This window comes from Flavobacteriales bacterium (assembly GCA_016715895.1).
Taxonomy (GTDB): Bacteria; Bacteroidota; Bacteroidia; order Flavobacteriales_F; family PHOS-HE28; genus PHOS-HE28.
Genome location: JADJXH010000004.1, coordinates 1,872,177 through 1,889,530, shown reverse-complemented (window position 1 = coordinate 1,889,530; position 17,354 = coordinate 1,872,177). Strand labels below are relative to the sequence as shown.

Genomic DNA, 17,354 nt, shown 5'->3' with positions numbered 1-17,354 from the left:
TCACTCGCCGCTCCGGGCGACGTAGCGACGAGGGACCCCGCTGCTCTTCTCCTTGTCAGCCATGCGCTTCGCCGGCACCCCCGCCACGGTGGTGTCCGGCTCGGTGATGTCGCGCGTGACCACCGCACCGCTGCCCACGATGGTCCCGGGGGCCACCTTGGCGTGCGGACGCACCGCACAGGCCGAGCCCAGAAAGCAGCGTTCACCGATCTGCGACCAACCGGCCAGCGTGACGTTGTTGGCCAGATGGCAGATGCGCCCGATGCGCACCCCGTGGCCCACCTTGCTGCCGGGCGCGATCATGGTGCCTTCCCCGATGGTCGTGTCCTCATTGAACATGCCGCGCACCACGCCCACATCGGCGCCCAGAAAGCAGTCGTCACCGATGGTGACCCCGCCCAGCAGGGGCATGATCACGCGCCTGCCCTCGGCATCCCACACCCAGGCCAGGCCCATGGCCCCGATGCACACATGGGGCTCCAACGCGACGCGCGCCCCGATGGTGCAGCCATCCCCGATCACCACATGCGACTCCAGCCGCGACCCGTCGCCGATGGTGCTCCGGCCCACGACGCAGTACGGGCCGATGCTCACCTCCGCCCCGATGCGGGCCTCGGGATGCACGATGGCCGTCGGGTGGATCCCCGAGGGCGGCTTCCTGGCGAAGAGCGCGTTGCAGATGCGATAGATGACGAGCTGCGGGTCCTCGTTCACCACGATGGCCGAATTGCCATGCAGTTCGCCCAGCGCCTCCGCCCGGCAGATCACGACGCTCTCCTTCACCGTGGTGAACACCGACGCATCACTTCCCGCGTGGTAGTAAAGACCGTTCGGTTCCTTGAGGAAGAGGCTGCACACCTTGCGGATGTCCCGCATGCCGCCCTCCAGTCGATGCTCGATCCCAAGGCGCTCCAGCACGTCCAGGACCTTGCGCAGGTCGATCGGATGATCGGGGCTCATCGCTGGTCCGGTTGAATGCGGGTGCGGGGTTCAGCGCAGCGTGCGCGAGACGATGTCCACCACCTCATCGATGATGGCATCGGACAGACCATGGTACAACGGCAGACAGAGGACCCTGTGGGCCACCGACTCGGCGATCGGGCATTCGCCCGCGCGTCCGATGAAGGGAAGCTCGGTGACGGCCGGGCTGAAATACCGGCGCGGATGGATGTCCACCGCGTTCAGCGCGGCCCTCACGCGCAGCAGGGTCTCTTCGGTGGGCAGGACCGCAGGGAAGTACGAGTGGTTGTACTCGGTGTCGGCGGGGATCCGCGCCAGATGCACCGGAGCGGAGGCGAGCCCGGTCGCATAGCGCTCCCACTGGTGCCGCCGCTGGGCCAGGATCTCGTCGAGGAACGGCAGATTGGCCACGCCCATGGCCGCATGCAGCTCGCTGTTCTTGGCGTTGAGCCCCACGGCATGGAAGCCCTCGCCCACTTGGCCCATCGTGCGCAACAGCCGCAGCCGTGTGTACAGGGCCTGGTCGCGGGTGTGCACGCTGCCTCCCTCCACGGTGTGGAACACCTTGGTGGCGTGGAAGCTCGTGGAGCTGACATCACCGTAGTTCAACAGGCTTTCACCCTTGTAGCGCGTGCCGAACGCGTGCGCTCCATCGTAGATCACCTTCAGGCCGTGCCGACGGGCGATGGCCTTGATGGCCTCCACATCGCAGGGCAGTCCGTACACATGCGTGGCCAGGATCGCGCTGGTGGCCGGTGTGATGCGCTCCTCGATCGCCGAGGGGTCGATGCAGAAGGTGTCCGGATCGATGTCCACGAACACCGGTGTGCAGCCCTCCCAGATGATGCTGGTGGTGGTGACCGGATGCGAGAACGCCGTGGTGATGACCTCACCCTTGAGCTCCAACGCCCGGATGATGAGGTTGAGCGCGATGGTGCCGTTCACCAGGAAGAGCGGATGAGCGATCCCGGCCTGCTCGGCCAGGGCGCGCTCGAACTGCTGCACGAGCGGGCCGTTGTTGGTGAGCTGCCCGCGCTCCCATACGCCCCGCATGAGTTCCGTGAAGGTGTCGAACGGAGGGAGAAAGGCGCGGGTGACGTAAACGGGGCCGCGTTCGCCCGCAGGGGTCTGCGGAACACCGGACGTGGAGCCCTTCTCCTGGGTACCGATCATGCGCTGGGGGTGGTCCGCGAAGATACGGAAGCCCGCCTTGTGCGGCCCGGCCGGCAGCGGTTCACCGCTCCTCCCGCAGGTCAAGGTGCCCGCCGAGCACCTCGTCCAAGCGACGAAGGTGCGGCGCATAGTAGGCGCGAAGCCGCTCCTCCATCGCGGTGTCCACGGGTTCGCCGTAGGCCCGCACGTTGGCCCGCACCTCGCGCAACCGGTCCGGGAAGAGCGACGCATCAAGCCCTGCCGCTTCGGCGATGCGCCGCACCACGCTCTCCGGCGAGGCCTTCAGCTCCGGGTAGCCGAACACGAGCACCCGCTCCCGGCCGAACAGACGGATGTAGCGCTCCACTTGCGGACCGTAGTGGCCGCGGGCCAGGTAGCCGAAGGGCGGCGGGTCGGCCAGCTCGGCGGCCATCGCCTCGGCGAAGGGGCGCGGGTCGTACAGGTGGGCGTAGCGCGGATGCCCCTTGAACTGGTGGAACATGTTCCAGTCCGACCGCGCGCGCTTCACCGGATCGCGCAGCACGGCCACGATGACCGCACCGGGCAGGTGACGGTGGATGCGCTCGGCCGCCGCGGGGCGGTAGAGGTAGTTCGGCGTGGCGTCCAGGGTGGTCCATCCCCTGCCGCGCAGCGGGCGCACGGGCAGCATCCGCCGGTAGTGCGCCATGCCCAGCGCATAGGTGTTGTCGTTGCCGAAGAAGGTGAGCTCCTTCTCCACCGGCGCGATCACCCGCGGATGGCGCACCAGCATGCTGTACAACGCCGAGGTGCCCGCCTTCTGGGCGCCCACGATCACGATGGAGGGCAACAGCCGGGGCCGCAGCGGTTCGGCCAGCCTCTTCGCCAGGTGGAACAGCCCGCTCATGCCGCGTTGTCGGGATCAACGGTGCGCCAGGCGAGGCGCGGCCGCACCAGGCCCGCCTGTTTGCCGAACCAGGCCCCGCGGCGCTCACCGGCGTGCACCGTGAAGCTGAGCACACGCTCGGTGATGAAGTGGAGCTTCGCCCCCCGGAACGCAGTGACCACCACATGGTAGCTGCCCTCGTTCATCAGGTCGCCGGGGATGAGGCATTCCACCTCGAAGCGCCCGCGGGGCACCGGCGGACGGTCCGTGCCACTGTCGGCCTGCGTGCTGGCGAAGAGCACCAGGTCGTGGTCGTTCACCACGCGGAGGCCGATGTTGAGGTCGTCGTCATGCACCCCATGGTTCTCCAGCCCGATGCGGATGGCGAAGGGGCTGCGCATGGTGAGGGGTGCCGCCTCCTCCCGGGGCACCACCGCCGCGTGGGTGAGGCGCACCAGGTCACTGCCGGGGCCTTCACCCGGCGCCCAGGCCGCTTCATCACCGCCCTGCGCGTAGGAGCCGAGGTAGGCGGCCACCACCTCCTCCGGCGGGCCATCGGCCGCCACGCGCCCGCCATCGATCCACACCACGCGCGTGCACAGGCTCAGCACCGCTGTCATGTTGTGGCTCACGAACAGGATGGTGCGGCCGCTGGTGCTCACGTCCTTCATCTTGCCCAGGCACTTGCGCTGGAACTCCGCATCCCCCACGGCCAGCACCTCGTCCACGATGAGGATCTCCGGTTCCAGGTGCGCCGCGACCGCGAAGCCGAGCCGCACCTTCATGCCCGAACTGTAGCGCTTCACCGGGGTGTCGATGTGGTGCTCGATGCCGCTGAAGGCGATGATCTCCTGGAGCTTGGTGTCGATCTCGCGCCGGTGCATGCCCAGGATGGCGCCGTTGAGGTAGATGTTCTCGCGGCCGGTGAGGTCCGGGTGGAAGCCCGTGCCCACCTCCAGCAGGCTGGCCACGCGCCCCTTCATGCGGATGGCCCCCGCGGTGGGCGCGGTGATGCGCGAGAGCAGCTTGAGCAGCGTGCTTTTGCCTGCGCCGTTGCGCCCGATGATGCCGAGCACCTCGCCCTCGCGCAGGTGGAAGGACACGTCGCTCAGCGCGTGGAAGATGCGGCCCTGCGCCCTCCCGGGCGAGGCGGTGTCCACCGGTGCATCCGGCTCCGGGCGGCCGCGCAGGCGGGCCCAGCCCCGGCGCAGCTCATCGGCGATGGTGCCGCTGCCGATGCTTCCCAGGCGATAGCTCTTGCCCAGGCCCTCCACCTCGATCACCACAGGGCCCATGGTCACACGATGTCGGCGAAGGAGCGCTCCACCTTGTTGAAGGTCATCACCCCACACCAGCAGCATGGCCACCGCCACCGTGGCGGAGTACACCAGGCCGTCCCAGGGCACCGCGCCACCGAACAGCATCGCCCGGAACGCCTCGATCACCGCGGTCATCGGGTTCAGCTCGAACACACGCAGCAGGGCGGGGAATTTCTGCAGCCGGCTCAACGGCAGGATCACTGGGCTGGCGTACATCAGCAGCTGCACGCCGAAGCCCACCAGGAAGCTCAGGTCACGGTACTTGGTGGTGGCGGCCGAGATGAGGATGCCCGTGCCAAGGCCCAGGATGCCCATGATGAGGACCAGCACCGGCAGACCGAGCAGATGTGCGCCCGCCGACCAGGTGAGGTCCCCGCTCCAGGCGTAGGCGGCGATCATCACGCCCAGCGCGACGAACTGGATCAGGAAGGTGAAGCCGTTGCTCAGCGTCATGCTGATGGGCATCACCAACCTGGGGAAGTACACCTTGGTCATCACGTGCGCGCCGCCCACCAGGGTGCGCGAGGTCTTGGTGATCTGGCCGCTGAAGAAGGCCCAGGGCACGAGGCCCGACATGTAGAAGAGCGGACCGGGCAGGTCGGGCGGGGCCAGACCGGCGGCCTTGCCGAAGATGATCGCGAAGGTGAAGGTGGTGATCAGGGGCTGGAGGACCACCCACAGCGGACCGAGCACCGTCTGGGCGTAGACCGTGACGATGTCGCGACGGGTGAAGAGCAGCACCAGGTCGCGGTAATGCCAGAGCTCGCGGAGGTCGACGGCGAGCAGCGGGCGCCCGGGACCGATCACCGTGGTGAAGCCGCCATCGGGCGTTGCGGTGTTCGCGGCGGATGTCGCGCTCATGCCAGGGGATCAGGCCTCGGTGTCCCCACCATCCTTGGCGTCCTTGCCCCGCTTGCGGCGGCCGTAGCCGTAGCCATAGCCGTAGCCGCTGCCATAGCCGTACGCGTAGCGATAACCGTAGCCGTAGTTGGTGTTGTAGTAGTACTTGCTCTTCTTCATCCGCACACCGTTGAGGATGAAGCCGAAGTTGCGCACCGGATTGCTGTGGATCACCTCCATGGCGCTGGTGAGGTGGTCCTTGTTGGCGAACCGCGTGTTCACCACGAAGAGGGTGGCGTCCACATGCTTCATCATCACCAGCGCGTCGGTGATCAGGCCCACCGGCGGGGTGTCGATGATCACGTAGTCGTAGTGCTGCCGACCGTAGCGGAACAGTTCCTCCAGGTGGCGGCTCAGCACGAGCTCCGACGCGTTGGGCGGGGTGGGGCCGCTGAGGATCACGTGGAAGTTCTCGATCTGCGTGGGTTGCACGACGGCGGCCGGCTCCACGTGGCCCACCAGCAGGTTGCTCAGGCCCTGCGTGCTGGTCATGTTCAGGCCCTTGCCCACCTTGGGCTTGTGCAGGTCGAGCTCCAGCAGCATCACCCGCTTGCCCGCCTTGGCCAGGATGGCGCTGAGGTTCACGCTGCAGAAGGTCTTGCCTTCGTTGGGACGGTAGCTGGTGACCAGTACCACGCGCCCGGTGCCCTGCGGCCCGGGCAGGTACTCCAGGTTGGTGCGCACCGTCCGGAAGCTCTCGGTGATCGCGCTCTTGGGGTCGCTGTCCACCACCACGTAGTTCTCCTCGGCCTTGTCGCTGGCGATGATCTCCCCGAACACGGGCATGTGCACCATGGCCTTCAGCTGGTCGGCGTTCTCGATCCGATCGTAGAACATCACGCGGATGAACACGATGATCAGCGAGATCACGATGCCGCCCACCATGAAGGCGTACAGGATCTTCACCTTGTCCGGCCGTACCACCCCGATGGACCGGGCCAGCTCGATCACCTTGGTCTGCGGCACGATGCCCGCCCGTGCGATCACCGTGTTGGCCCGCTTCTCCAGCAGGAAGAGGTAGAGCTTCTCGTTCACCTGAAGGCGCCGTTCGATGTTGAGGATGTCGCGCTGGCTCAGGGGCACCGTGCGGATCAACCGCTCGTAATCCGCCATCTGCGCCTGCACGTCGCTGATCTTCGCCTCGATGGCCTTGCGCGAGTTCTTCACGTACACCAGCAGGTTGCCGCGGTTGAGCATGATGGTGCTGTCCAGCCGGTTCACGCTCAGGTTCTCCGGGGTGGCGTCGAACAGCATGCTGTTGCGGTTCATCTGCATGGCGTACAGCTCGCTGAGCGTGTTGCGCAGGAACACATCGTCCTCCAGGATGTAGAACGAGGGCGGCAGCAGCTTCTCGTCCCCGATGTTCACCACGTAATCCTCCAGGTCGTTGAGCGACTGGATCATCAGCTCCAGCTTGCGCCGTTCATTGTCGAACCGCACCAGCTCGTTGAAGTAGCGGTCCTCCTCGCGGCTCAGGTCCAGGATGTTGCGGCTCTCCTTGTAGCGCTGAAGCTCGTCCTCGAACTGGTTCAGGATCACCGTCACCTCGTCGAGCTGCTTGTCGATGTAGTTGAGCGTGTTCTGGTTGATGTCGAACTCGCTCTGCAGCGTGTAATTGATGTACTCGCGGCTCAGGGTGTCCAGGAACATCTTGGCCCGCGCGGGGATCTCGTCCTCCACGGTGACCTGCAGGATGGTGGTGTAATCCAGGTTCTCCACCACCATGCCGCTCTTGTACTTGTTCACCAGCCAGGGCCTGCTGTGCCGCACGAACTGGTAGTCGCTCGCGGTCACCTTCTCAAAGCTGCCCGCGGCCAGCTGCTCGCTCTTGTCCACCCGCAGCAGGAAGTCGTTCTCCATCACGTCCTGCCCGAAGGCATAGACCTTCGACACGATGCCCGTACCCCCGTCGTAGCTCAGCTCGTAATGGTCCGGGTCCACCACCCGGAGGTCGAAGGGGCGCTGGTAGTACTTGGGGTTCAACAGGTCGATCTTCACCGTGAAGGGCAGGGAGCCATAGACCTGCGAGACCTTGAACCGACCGATGATGTAGTAGGAGATGTCGAAGTCGAGCTTGCTCAGCGCCTTGTCCACCAGATCGTACGAGGTGAGGACCCGCTTCTGGTTCACGATGTCGCTGTAGGCCGCCACATAGCCGATGTTCTGGTAGACCTGCGTCTGGTAGTTGTACACCTCCCGGTCCTTCAGCAGGATCTGCGCACTGGCGCCGTGCACCTCGGGGATCTTGTAGGAGTACAGGTAGCTCAGCGCGGCGGAGAGCACCAGGGCCACCACCACGAAGTACCAGTTCTTGGAGAAGATCCGGACGAAATACCGGAGGTCGTTGACGTCGATGATGCCGCCTTTCGCCTGACTTCCCTGAGTGGCCATCGTTCGCAACGTGCTCCTGCACGGGCCGCGCCATTGGGGCACCCTCTCCCGGAGCAAGGGCGGCAAAGATACACGGCCGGCCGGAAGGCCATCCGCACGGCCCTGGCCCGCCGATCCATCGGGGCCGTTGGCCGATCGTTCATAAATGTTCATCTTCGCCCACTGGACCATGAGCAGCTGGAAAGTCTACCTTTGCCAACCCGACCGAACCGCCTCGCCCAGGATGACGTTACCCCGTTTCGCAGCGGTCCTCGCACTGATCGTGCTCCCCTTGGCCGGGGGCCTGCTGGCCCAGCCTCCCGTGGGCGGCCCTCCCCCGTGCTGGCCCCCACCCTGCATCCCCATCGACGGTGGCATCGGTCTGCTCATGGCCGCCGGCGCCATCATCGGCGGTCGCTCCGCGATCTCCCTGCGTCGGGCCCGCCACAGCAAGTGATCCATGGACGGGCCTCAGGCACCGTCCTCCTCCACCTTGCGCGACCCGCTCGTCCGCTTCCTCGTCACCGCAGGTGCCCTCTTCCTGGGCTGGTACCTCCTCTATGAGCTCGTCATCCATCCCTGGGGCGTGCTCGACCGCGCGGTGATCGACAACCTCATCCGCCTCAGCGGCACCCTGCTCTCCGCCCTGGGCTACACCCTGCTGCCCGAACCCGCCAACGCGGAGATGATCCGCACCGTGGGGGTGCAGGGCGGCCACCTGCTCTGGATCGGCGACCCCTGCAACGGGGTGAGCCTCTTCGCCGTGTTCGCGCTCTTCCTCATCACCTACCCCGGGCCCTGGCGGCACAAGGCGTGGTTCATTCCGCTGGGCCTGCTCTCGATCCACCTCATCAATGTGCTGCGCATCGCCGCCCTCTGCATCGTGGTCACCATCGACTACGAGCTGCTCAACTTCAACCACGACTACACCTTCTATGTGGTCGTGTACGGATGGGTCTTCCTCTTGTGGTTCCTGTGGGTGAAGCGGTTCGCGCGGAACACCCCCGCCGCCCCGGCGCCATGAAGCGCCGCCTTGCCGCGGCCGCCATCGTCGCCATCGGCGTGCTGCTCGGTGCCGTGCGCGAGTTCCTCTTCCTCAACCTCAACTACCAGATCGACCACCTGCAGCGGGGGACCCCGTACTCCTACGCCCACTCGCTGTTCCAGCGATGGGCCGCCGGCGCCGACCTGGGCGACCTGACCCTGCTGAAGTGGCTCCTCGCCGCCGCCTACGTGGCGCTCATGCTCCTGCTGGCCGTGCGGCTGGCCCGCGTGCTCACCGGCCACCATGGCCACCGCCGCACCCTGATCGCCGGCACCCTCATCGCCGCCGCCGTGGCCCTGCTGTTGCACCTCAGCGCGCGTGCGCTTCCACCGCTGGAGGCCGTGGCCGTGAAGCTGCTGCACGCCCTGCAATACCCCGTGCTCCTGCTGATCCTCCTGCTGGTGCTGCCGCTCGCCCGGCGCTCCCGCGCCTGAACGCGTGGCGCCCCCGGCTATCTTCGCCGCTCACCATCTTCCACCATGGAGCGCGATCAGCAGGTCTTCGGCATCATCGACAAGGAGAAATGGCGCCAGACCAAGGGCCTGGAACTGATCGCCAGCGAGAACTACGTGAGCGACCAGGTGATGGAGGCCATGGGCTCGGTGCTCACCAACAAGTATGCGGAAGGCCTGCCCGGCAAGCGCTACTACGGCGGCTGCGAGCATGTGGACGAGGTGGAGCAGCTGGCCATCGACCGGGCCAAGCGCCTCTTCGGTGCCGCATGGGCCAACGTGCAACCGCACAGCGGCGCGCAGGCCAACGCCGCGGTGATGCTCGCCGCGCTCAAGCCGGGCGACACCATCCTGGGCTTCGACCTCAGCCACGGCGGCCACCTCACCCATGGCAGCCCCGTCAACTTCAGCGGCAAGCTCTACCGCGCCACCTTCTACGGCGTGGACAAGGCCACCGGGCGGGTGGACATGAACGTGGTGCGGGAGACCGCACAGCGCGAAAAGCCCAGGCTGATCATCTGCGGCGCCAGCGCCTACAGCCGCGACTGGGACTATGCCAACTTCCGGGCCATCGCCGATGAGGTCGGGGCCGTGCTGCTGGCCGATGTCAGCCACCCCGCCGGCCTCATCGCCGCGCGCCTCCTCAACGACCCCCTGCCCCACTGCCATGTGGTGACCACCACCACGCACAAGACCCTGCGGGGTCCGCGCGGAGGCCTCATCCTGGCCGGCCGCGACGGTGACAACCCGTGGGGCGTGAAGACCCCCAAGGGCGAGGCGCGCAGCCTGGGCAGCGTGCTGGACGGCGCCGTGTTCCCCGGCACCCAGGGCGGCCCGCTCGAGCACGTCATCGCCGCCAAGGCCATCGCGTTCGGCGAGGCGCTCGCGCCGAGCTTCGTGGACTACGGCCGGCAGGTGATCACCAATGCGCGGACCCTGGCCGAAGGGCTCGTGGAGAAGGGCTACGACGTGGTGAGCGGCGGCACGGACAACCATTGCATGCTGATCGACCTGCGCAACAAGGGCATCACCGGCAAGGAGGGCGAGCAGGCCCTGGGCCGCGTGGACATCACCGTGAACAAGAACATGGTGCCCTTCGACACACAGAGCCCCTTCGTCACCAGCGGCATCCGCATCGGCGCGCCGGCCATCACCACGCGCGGGCTCAAGGAGGCCGAATGCCGGCAGATCGTGCACCTGATCGACGCGGCCCTCACCCACCGCAACGACGACGCCGAGCTGGACCGCATCCGCTTCCAGGTGAACGGCATGATGCGCCTGCGGCCCCTCTTCGCCTGACGACCGCATGGCCAGCCGACGCCGCCGATCCCGCCGCGACCGTCGCTCCCCCTGGCGCGCCACCCTGCTCGTGCTGCTGCTCTGCCTGGCCGCCGCAGAGGCCAGCCCCTGGCTCCTGGGCTGGTCCATCGGCCAGCCCTACGACCGCGCCGCCACCGTGGACGCCCTGGGCACCGCCGTGGCCGTGGACACCGCGCAGGCCGGGCGGCCTGCGGAGGAGTACCTCGGCGACCATTACCTGCATCCGTACCTGGGCTATGTGAGCGTGCCGCTCAACGACCGCAACCGCTTCGGCCTGCCCGGCGCCGACCCGCTCCACCCCGGCGCACCCGACACGGTGAACGTGGTGCTCCTGGGCGGTTCGGTGGCGATGGGCCTGCACACCTTCGCCGAGGAGCGCCTGTTGCGCGGACTTCAGCGGGCGCCGGCCTTCCGCGGAAAGGCCTTCCGCGTGGCGGTGCTCGCCTTGGGCGGCTACAAGCAGCCCCAGCCCCTGCAAGCCCTCAGCTGGTTCCTGGCCCAGGGCGCCCATGTGGACCTGGTGCTCGCGCTCGACGGCTTCAACGACATCGTGCTTCCGGTGTGCGACAACCTGCCCTTCGGCATCCACCCCAACTACCCGCGGCACTGGAACATGTACGCCCGCAAGCGGCTCGACCCCAAGGTGCAGCGGATCCTGGCCCAACGGCTGGCCATCGGCGAGCGCCGCGAGGAGCGCCGGCAGCGGATGGCCTCCTCCGCACTGCGCCACAGCAACATCGCCCTGCTCCTCTGGCGCACCCGCGATCATCGCGATGCCGCCGAGCTCACCGAACTGGAACAGCGGCTACGGACCACCCTGGAGAACGCCGGCGCGGACCTGCAGGTGACCGGTCCGGTGCGCACCGTCACCGACACCGCCGCCTACCGCGCCGAACAGGCCGACCTGTGGATGCGCAGCTCCCTGCAGGTGAAGGCCCTGGCCGAAGCGAACGGCGCGGTCTACTTCCACTTCCTGCAACCCAACCAGTACGTCCCGGGATCCAAACCCATCGGTCCCAAGGAGGCCGCGGTGGCCCTGGCCGAAGGTCCCTTCTGCTACCGCGAGGCCGTGGAGCAAGGCTATCCGCTGCTCATCGAACGTGGCCTGCGGCTGCGGTCCGCCGGCGTGGCCTTCCACGATCTGACCGGGATCTTCCGCACCGAAGTGCGTGCGATGTACAGCGACAACTGCTGCCACTTCACCACCCCGGGCTACCTCCGCATCGCGGATGCCATGGCCGAGGCGGTCGTGGACGGGATGAAGGAGGCGTCGCGCTAGTCCATCAGCTCCACGCGGTCGCCGTTGCGCACAGCGTCCGCCCGGGCGCGGTCCCAATCGAGGTTGTTGCCGCTGGTGCCCAGGAAGCGCTTGAAGAAGTTCTCGCGTTCCGGCAGGGACACGAACTCGCTTACGTAGGCCGATGTGGGGTCGATCGCCGGCGTGCTCAAACTGGCGCTGAACAGGTCCTTGAACACCACCGGCAGCATGTCGATGTCCGCCCCCAGCTGGCGCTCCATACGCTTGGCCAGACCGCGCAGCATCCACGACTGGAAGGGGTCGGAGGCCAGTGCGATGCGCTTCATGCCCCGGTCGCGCGCCAGCATGTAGCTGTTGAACAGGTTCTCCGTGCTGTGCTCGGCCCGGGTCTCCAGCAGGATGTGCTCCCGCGGAACGCCCAGTTGCTCGGCGTACAGCCCCATGATGGTGGCTTCCACGTACGGGGTGTAGACCGCCGAACCGGAGAAGATGATGTTCCGGGTGAGCCCACGCTCATACAGCTTCACCGCCCAGTGCACGCGCATCTTCATGATGTCCTGCCACTGACCGCCCTCGAAGGGCACTCCCGGCACCACGACGGCGTCGTAGGGGGCTTCATCGGTCGCCTTCTCGTACAGGCGCGCCTGGCCCTTGTTGGTCATGGCGCAGGAAGACAACGAAGCGATCAGGGCCAAGGCCCCGATGGCGGGAAGGATGGAACGGAGGTTCATGTGTCCGGTGGTTATGCACATCAAACACGTCGCGAAGCTATCGGTTCGCATGTTGTTCAACTTTTCTTCCTCTTCGATGAACAAAACTACTCAATGTGGCCATCACGCGCACGTTTCCTTCTGATCATCAATGACTTGACGAGCCAGGCCACCACCTCCGCTTCCACGGATGAGGTCCAGACCATCAGCACGGCCGCGAACGCGAGCGCCATGTCCGGAATGTGGAACCAGACCCCGCTGACCAGGTGGAACACCAGCGCGGTGATCAGCGCGGGGCGACGCAGGGCGGGCACCCACAGGGCGACGGGCAGGGCGAGCAGCAGCACCAGGACCCCGAACCCGAGCAGGGCCGCGACCAAGGGGTGCTGCGCGAGCATGGTCGGCCCGTACGTCCCGTCACCGGCGACGCGGAGCAGGGCCGTACCATCGAGCCAGCTCCCGCCCGCCAGCTTGTTCAGCGCGGACATCCCGTAGGCCAGGCACAGCTGCAACCGGATGGCGTGGAAGCCGAGCCACGACCACCATTGCTCGCTGCGCCCGGAAGGATATGCCCGCAGCGCCACCATCCAAAGCAGCACGTTCGTCATCAACCAATGCCCACCGGTGGCCACCAGCCAGGACCGATGCACGAGCACGGTGAAGAGCACGGCGATCAACAGCGCCATCCAGCGGGGTGGCTCACGCCAGAGCCCGAATGCGGACAGCGCGAGCAGCAGCAGGGCCGCCGGCAGGCCGACCCACCCGTCCGGGACCGGCACGGCCGCCACCAGGTGGGGGATCCAGGCCCCATGACCGGCCGGGGATACGGGATCGATCCACACCCGCTCGGCCTCAGGAAGCGCAGTGAGCACGTAGCCCACGAGCCAGAGGTGCACGGCGCGCTGGAACAGACGGACCGTGGCCGGGTTCATGGCACCGGGGTGGTTGCGAACACCAAGGCCACGTGGCGGGTGCTCCGCTCCAACGGCCGCGCCGGATCATCCATGCAGCGTTGCACACCACGCACGGTGGCCGCCCCGTCCGGCCCGCGCGCATCGCCGAGGATGGTGCGCATTGCCGGAGCCCACTGCGGCGGCACCTGCACCGTGTCCGGAAGGACCGCTCCACCGCCGAGGTATGCGACCAGGTGCCGGGCCATCCGCCGGGCCAGCAGGCCATCCCCTTCCGCGCCGACCGGCCGCCCCCCCCCGCTCGCGGACCTCACCTCCAGGCGGCACGAACAGCGCGGCGGGTCGGGTGCGAAGAGGTCCCAGCCCTGATGGAACAGGGGACGCACCACGGCGACGGACCAGGCGCGCCACAGGGGCGGCACCCACCGCTCCGGCGCCGTGTAGCCGGCCACCAGCAGGACGTGAGCGCCCAACAGGACCACGGGCAGGAGGCGGCGCAGGCGCGACATGGCGGCGTGAAGATGGCGACCGCGTGCCACCTTTGCGCCGATGACGATCCCCGCCAACGACCCCGCCCTGCGCTCCTGGGTGCCCGTGCCCACCGGCAGCGATTTCCCCATCCAGAACCTGCCCTTGGGCGTGGGCGCGTGGAACAGCACCGCCGCGGTACCCCTGACGCGCATCGGCGACCGCGCACTGGACCTCAGCGTGCTGGCCGAGGCCGGTCTGCTGGACGGCCTTGGCATCGCGCGGGAGGCCTTCGACGCACCGGCGCTGAACCCGCTGATGGCGGCGGGGAAGGCCGGGGTCCGGGCCCTGCGCCAGCGGCTCAGCGACCTGCTGCGCCATGACAACCCGGTGCTTCGCGACGACAACAACCTGCGCGAGGACGCGCTGGTGGCGGTGGACCAGGTGGTGATGCAGCTGCCCGTGGTGGTGGGCGACTACACGGACTTCTACAGCAGCCGCCAGCACGCCTACAACGTGGGCTGCATGTTCCGGGACCCGGCCAACGCGCTGCTGCCCAACTGGCTGCACCTGCCCGTGGGCTACCATGGCCGGGCCAGCAGCATCGTGGTGAGCGGCACCCCCATCCGCCGGCCCATGGGCCAGTACAAGCCCGCGCCCGATGCGGCGCCGGTGTTCGGGGCCACGCGCCAGCTGGACATGGAGCTCGAGGTGGGCTTCATCACCTTCGACGGCAACGCCCTCGGCGACCGCATCAGCACCGCGGAGGCGGAGGACCACATCCTGGGCCTGGTGCTCTTCAACGACTGGAGCGCGCGCGACATCCAGGCCTGGGAATACGTGCCGCTGGGGCCCTTCCTGGGCAAGAACTTCGGCAGCAGCGTCAGCCCGTGGGTGGTGCTGCTCGATGCGCTTGAGCCGTTCCGCACCGCGTCGCCGGAGCAGGACCCGCCGGTGCTGCCCTACCTGCGTCAGCAGGGACCGCACCACTTCGACATCGCGCTGGAGGCCGCCATCGCCACGGCCGACGGCCGCGAGACGGTGATCAGCCGCACCAACTTCAAGCACCAGTACTGGAGCATGGCGCAACAACTGGCCCACCATACGGTGAACGGCTGCAACGTGCGCCGCGGCGACCTGATGGCCAGCGGCACCATCAGCGGGGAGGCGCCGGAGAGCTATGGGAGCCTGCTGGAGCTGACCTGGAAAGGCACCAAGCCCCTCGCCCTGCACGACGGCAGCGAACGGAAGTTCCTGGAGGACGGTGATACGCTGGTGATGCGCGGGCACGCCGGGCGCGACGGGGTCCGCATCGGCTTCGGCGAGGTGCGCGGCACGGTACTGCCAGCGCTCCCCTACCTTTAGGGCACGGCCATGGATGGAGTGAAGGCGAAGGCCACGGGCCTGCCCGGCGTGGACAGCGCGCGCGAGAAGGATGAGATCCTCTATCGCTACCGTGGCCTGCTCCGTAGCATCCGCGGCGAGCGCAGCCCGGAGGACACGCGGTTGATCCGCAAGGCCTTCAACATCGCCCTGGAGGCGCACAAGGAGCAGCGGCGGAAAAGCGGCGAACCCTACATCTACCACCCGCTCGCCGTGGCCCGCATCTGCGCCGAGGAGATCGGCCTGGGCACCACCAGCGTGGTCTGCGCCCTGCTGCACGACACGGTGGAGGACACCGACCTCACGCTGGAGGACGTGCGCGACCTCTTCGGTCCCACGGTGGCCGCCATCATCGACGGCCTCACCAAGATCAGCGGGCTCCAGTTCGGCACGGACAGCATCCAGGCGGAGAACTTCAGGAAGGTGCTGCTGACGCTGGCGCAGGACGTGCGCGTGATCCTCATCAAGCTGGCCGACCGGTTGCACAACATGCGCACCCTGGAGGGCATGGCGCGCGACAAGCAGCTCAAGATCGCCAGCGAGACCCTGTTCCTGTACGCACCCCTCGCCCATCGCCTCGGCCTTTACAGCATCAAGAGCGAGCTGGAAGACCTGGCGCTGAAGTTCAAGGAGCCCGACGTGTATGCGGACATTGAACAGCGCCTGAAGAAAGGCGAGGCCGTACGGAAGCGCTTCATCAGCCGGTTCATGCTGCCCATCCGCGAGTCGCTGGACCGCGAGGGGTTCACCTACGAGATCAAGGGCCGGCCCAAGAGCATCCACAGCATCTACAACAAGATGCTGAAGAAGAACGTCACCTTCGAGGAGGTCTATGATGTCTTCGCCATCCGCATCATCATCGACACCAAGCACGAGCTGGAGAAGGCCGACTGCTGGAAGGTGTACAGCATTGTCACCGACTTCTACCAGCCCAACCCCGACCGGCTGCGCGACTGGATCAGCACCCCGAAGGCCAACGGCTACGAGAGCCTGCACACCACGGTGATGAGCCCCGGCGGGCGCTGGGTGGAGGTGCAGATCCGCAGCCAGCGCATGGACGAGATCGCCGAGATGGGCCTGGCCGCGCACTACCGCTACAAGGATGACGAGGAGCATGCCGGCGCGCTGGACGCCTGGCTCAACCGGGTGCGCGAGGTGCTGGAGGACCCCACGGCCAGCGCCATCGACTTCGTGAACGACTTCAAGCTGAACCTCTTCAGCGACGAGATCGTCGTGTTCACCCCGAAGGGCGAGATGCGCAACCTGCCGGCGGGCGCCACCGCGCTCGACTTCGCCTTCGACATCCACAGCCAGGTGGGGCGGCAGTGCATCGGCGCCAAGGTGAACCACAAGCTGGTGCCGCTGAGCCACGCGCTGCGCAGCGGCGACCAGATCGAGATCATCACTTCGCGTAAGCAGCAGCCCAAGGAGGACTGGCTCACCTACGTGGTCACCGCCCGCGCCCGCCACAAGATCAAGCAGGCGCTGCGCGAGCAGAAGCGCAAGCTGGCCGTGGTGGGCCGAGAGGCCGCGCAGCGCAAGCTGCGCGGATGGGGCGCCAAGGTGGACGACCGCAACGTGGCCGCCCTCATCGAGCATTTCCGCGCCACCTCGCCCACCGACCTGTTCTACCGCATCGCCCGCGGCCGCGTCGACCTGGACACCCTGGGCACGCCCGCCGTCAAGGCCGGCCGCCTCAACCTGCCTCCGCGCCCCGTGGCCCGCGAGGAGGAGCGCGCCCTGGAAGAGGTGGTGGCCGATATTCGCGGCCAGGCCTCCGGCGCCCTGGTGATCGGCGACGACCTGCAGAAGCTGGATTACCGCCTCAGCCCGTGCTGCAACCCCATCCCCGGCGACGATGTCTTCGGCTTCATCACCGTGGGTGAGGGCATCAAGATCCACCGCGTGAACTGCCCCAACGCCGTGCAGCTCATGAGCAACTTCGCCTACCGCATCGTGAAGGCGCGCTGGAAGGGCAAGGACAGCGTGGAGTTCCTCGCCGGCCTGCGCTTCTCGGGCATCGACGAGGTGGGCCTGGTGAACAAGATCACCTCCATCATCAGCCATCAGCACAACGTCAACATGCGCTCCATCAGCTTCGAGAGCAACGACGGCATCTTCGAGGGCAAGGTGATGGCCTATGTGCAGGACACCGACCACCTGATGTCGCTGATCGAGAAGCTCCGCCGCGTGAACGGCGTGCGTTCCGTGGAACGCGTGGACCACTGAGGCTCCCGGGCG

The 17,354-nt window shown here is 67.3% G+C and carries 15 protein-coding genes; 7 read left to right on the top strand and 8 right to left on the bottom strand.

The features are described from left to right. The 5 genes from IPM49_16765 to IPM49_16745 all read right to left on the bottom strand — a co-directional run bounded on the left by IPM49_16765 (position 1) and on the right by IPM49_16745 (position 7,587). Entirely contained in the window at positions 1 to 960 is a 960-nt protein-coding gene (locus tag IPM49_16765) for a hypothetical protein (GenBank protein MBK9276174.1), read from the bottom strand. Positions 961 to 990: 30 nt separating this feature from the next. Beyond that, positions 991 to 2,133, bottom strand: a complete 1,143-nt coding sequence (locus IPM49_16760; GenBank protein MBK9276173.1) for a DegT/DnrJ/EryC1/StrS family aminotransferase — start codon at positions 2,131 to 2,133, stop codon at positions 991 to 993. 61 nt (positions 2,134 to 2,194) lie between these two features. Beyond that, positions 2,195 to 2,998 carry a sulfotransferase gene (locus tag IPM49_16755; protein ID MBK9276172.1) on the bottom strand — a complete coding sequence of 268 codons (804 nt, stop codon included), beginning with the start codon at positions 2,996 to 2,998 and terminating at the stop codon, positions 2,195 to 2,197. Beyond that, positions 2,995 to 5,157 carry an ATP-binding cassette domain-containing protein gene (locus IPM49_16750; GenBank protein MBK9276171.1) on the bottom strand — a complete coding sequence of 721 codons (2,163 nt, stop codon included), beginning with the start codon at positions 5,155 to 5,157 and terminating at the stop codon, positions 2,995 to 2,997. Before IPM49_16750 ends, IPM49_16755 begins: the two co-directional genes overlap by 4 nt. A 9-nt stretch (positions 5,158 to 5,166) precedes the next feature. Next, a complete protein-coding gene (locus tag IPM49_16745; GenBank protein ID MBK9276170.1) occupies positions 5,167 to 7,587 on the bottom strand; it encodes a polysaccharide biosynthesis tyrosine autokinase in 2,421 nt (806 codons plus the stop codon). A gap of 223 nt (positions 7,588 to 7,810) precedes the next feature. Here IPM49_16745 and IPM49_16740 point away from each other — a divergent pair, with 223 nt between their 5' ends. From IPM49_16740 to IPM49_16720, 5 genes are read left to right on the top strand one after another with little or no spacing between them, the layout of a single operon-like run. Next, on the top strand, positions 7,811 to 8,023 hold the full coding sequence (locus tag IPM49_16740) for a hypothetical protein (GenBank protein MBK9276169.1): 213 nt from the start codon (positions 7,811 to 7,813) through the stop codon (positions 8,021 to 8,023). Positions 8,024 to 8,026: 3 nt separating this feature from the next. Next, positions 8,027 to 8,590: an archaeosortase/exosortase family protein gene (locus IPM49_16735; GenBank protein ID MBK9276168.1), complete on the top strand. Its 564-nt coding sequence runs from the start codon at positions 8,027 to 8,029 to the stop codon at positions 8,588 to 8,590. Continuing rightward, positions 8,587 to 9,045 (top strand): hypothetical protein, encoded by a 459-nt coding sequence (locus IPM49_16730; protein MBK9276167.1) that lies wholly within the window; start codon positions 8,587 to 8,589, stop codon positions 9,043 to 9,045. The genes IPM49_16735 and IPM49_16730 overlap by 4 nt, the downstream gene beginning before the upstream one ends. A gap of 45 nt (positions 9,046 to 9,090) precedes the next feature. Further along, the gene (locus tag IPM49_16725) at positions 9,091 to 10,362 is read left to right on the top strand and encodes a serine hydroxymethyltransferase (protein MBK9276166.1); all 1,272 of its coding nucleotides are present in this window, start codon (positions 9,091 to 9,093) and stop codon (positions 10,360 to 10,362) included. A gap of 7 nt (positions 10,363 to 10,369) precedes the next feature. Continuing rightward, on the top strand, positions 10,370 to 11,662 hold the full coding sequence (locus tag IPM49_16720) for a hypothetical protein (GenBank protein MBK9276165.1): 1,293 nt from the start codon (positions 10,370 to 10,372) through the stop codon (positions 11,660 to 11,662). On the opposite strand, the gene IPM49_16715 is transcribed toward IPM49_16720, so the two are convergent. The 3 genes from IPM49_16715 to IPM49_16705 all read right to left on the bottom strand — a co-directional run bounded on the left by IPM49_16715 (position 11,659) and on the right by IPM49_16705 (position 13,771). Continuing rightward, a complete protein-coding gene (locus IPM49_16715) occupies positions 11,659 to 12,372 on the bottom strand; it encodes a YdcF family protein (protein ID MBK9276164.1) in 714 nt (237 codons plus the stop codon). The genes IPM49_16720 and IPM49_16715 overlap by 4 nt on opposite strands. A gap of 86 nt (positions 12,373 to 12,458) precedes the next feature. After that, complete coding sequence (locus tag IPM49_16710) at positions 12,459 to 13,283, bottom strand: HTTM domain-containing protein (GenBank protein MBK9276163.1); 825 nt, start codon at positions 13,281 to 13,283, stop codon at positions 12,459 to 12,461. Beyond that, on the bottom strand, positions 13,280 to 13,771 hold the full coding sequence (locus IPM49_16705; protein MBK9276162.1) for a hypothetical protein: 492 nt from the start codon (positions 13,769 to 13,771) through the stop codon (positions 13,280 to 13,282). The genes IPM49_16710 and IPM49_16705 overlap by 4 nt, the downstream gene beginning before the upstream one ends. Positions 13,772 to 13,811: 40 nt before the next feature. On the opposite strand from IPM49_16705, the gene fahA reads away from it, so the two are divergent. Together fahA and IPM49_16695 are read left to right on the top strand one after the other, a co-directional pair. Further along, positions 13,812 to 15,095: a fumarylacetoacetase gene (gene fahA / locus IPM49_16700; GenBank protein ID MBK9276161.1), complete on the top strand. Its 1,284-nt coding sequence runs from the start codon at positions 13,812 to 13,814 to the stop codon at positions 15,093 to 15,095. Positions 15,096 to 15,104: 9 nt separating this feature from the next. Then, complete coding sequence (locus IPM49_16695; protein ID MBK9276160.1) at positions 15,105 to 17,342, top strand: bifunctional (p)ppGpp synthetase/guanosine-3',5'-bis(diphosphate) 3'-pyrophosphohydrolase; 2,238 nt, start codon at positions 15,105 to 15,107, stop codon at positions 17,340 to 17,342. Positions 17,343 to 17,354 lie beyond the last annotated feature (12 nt).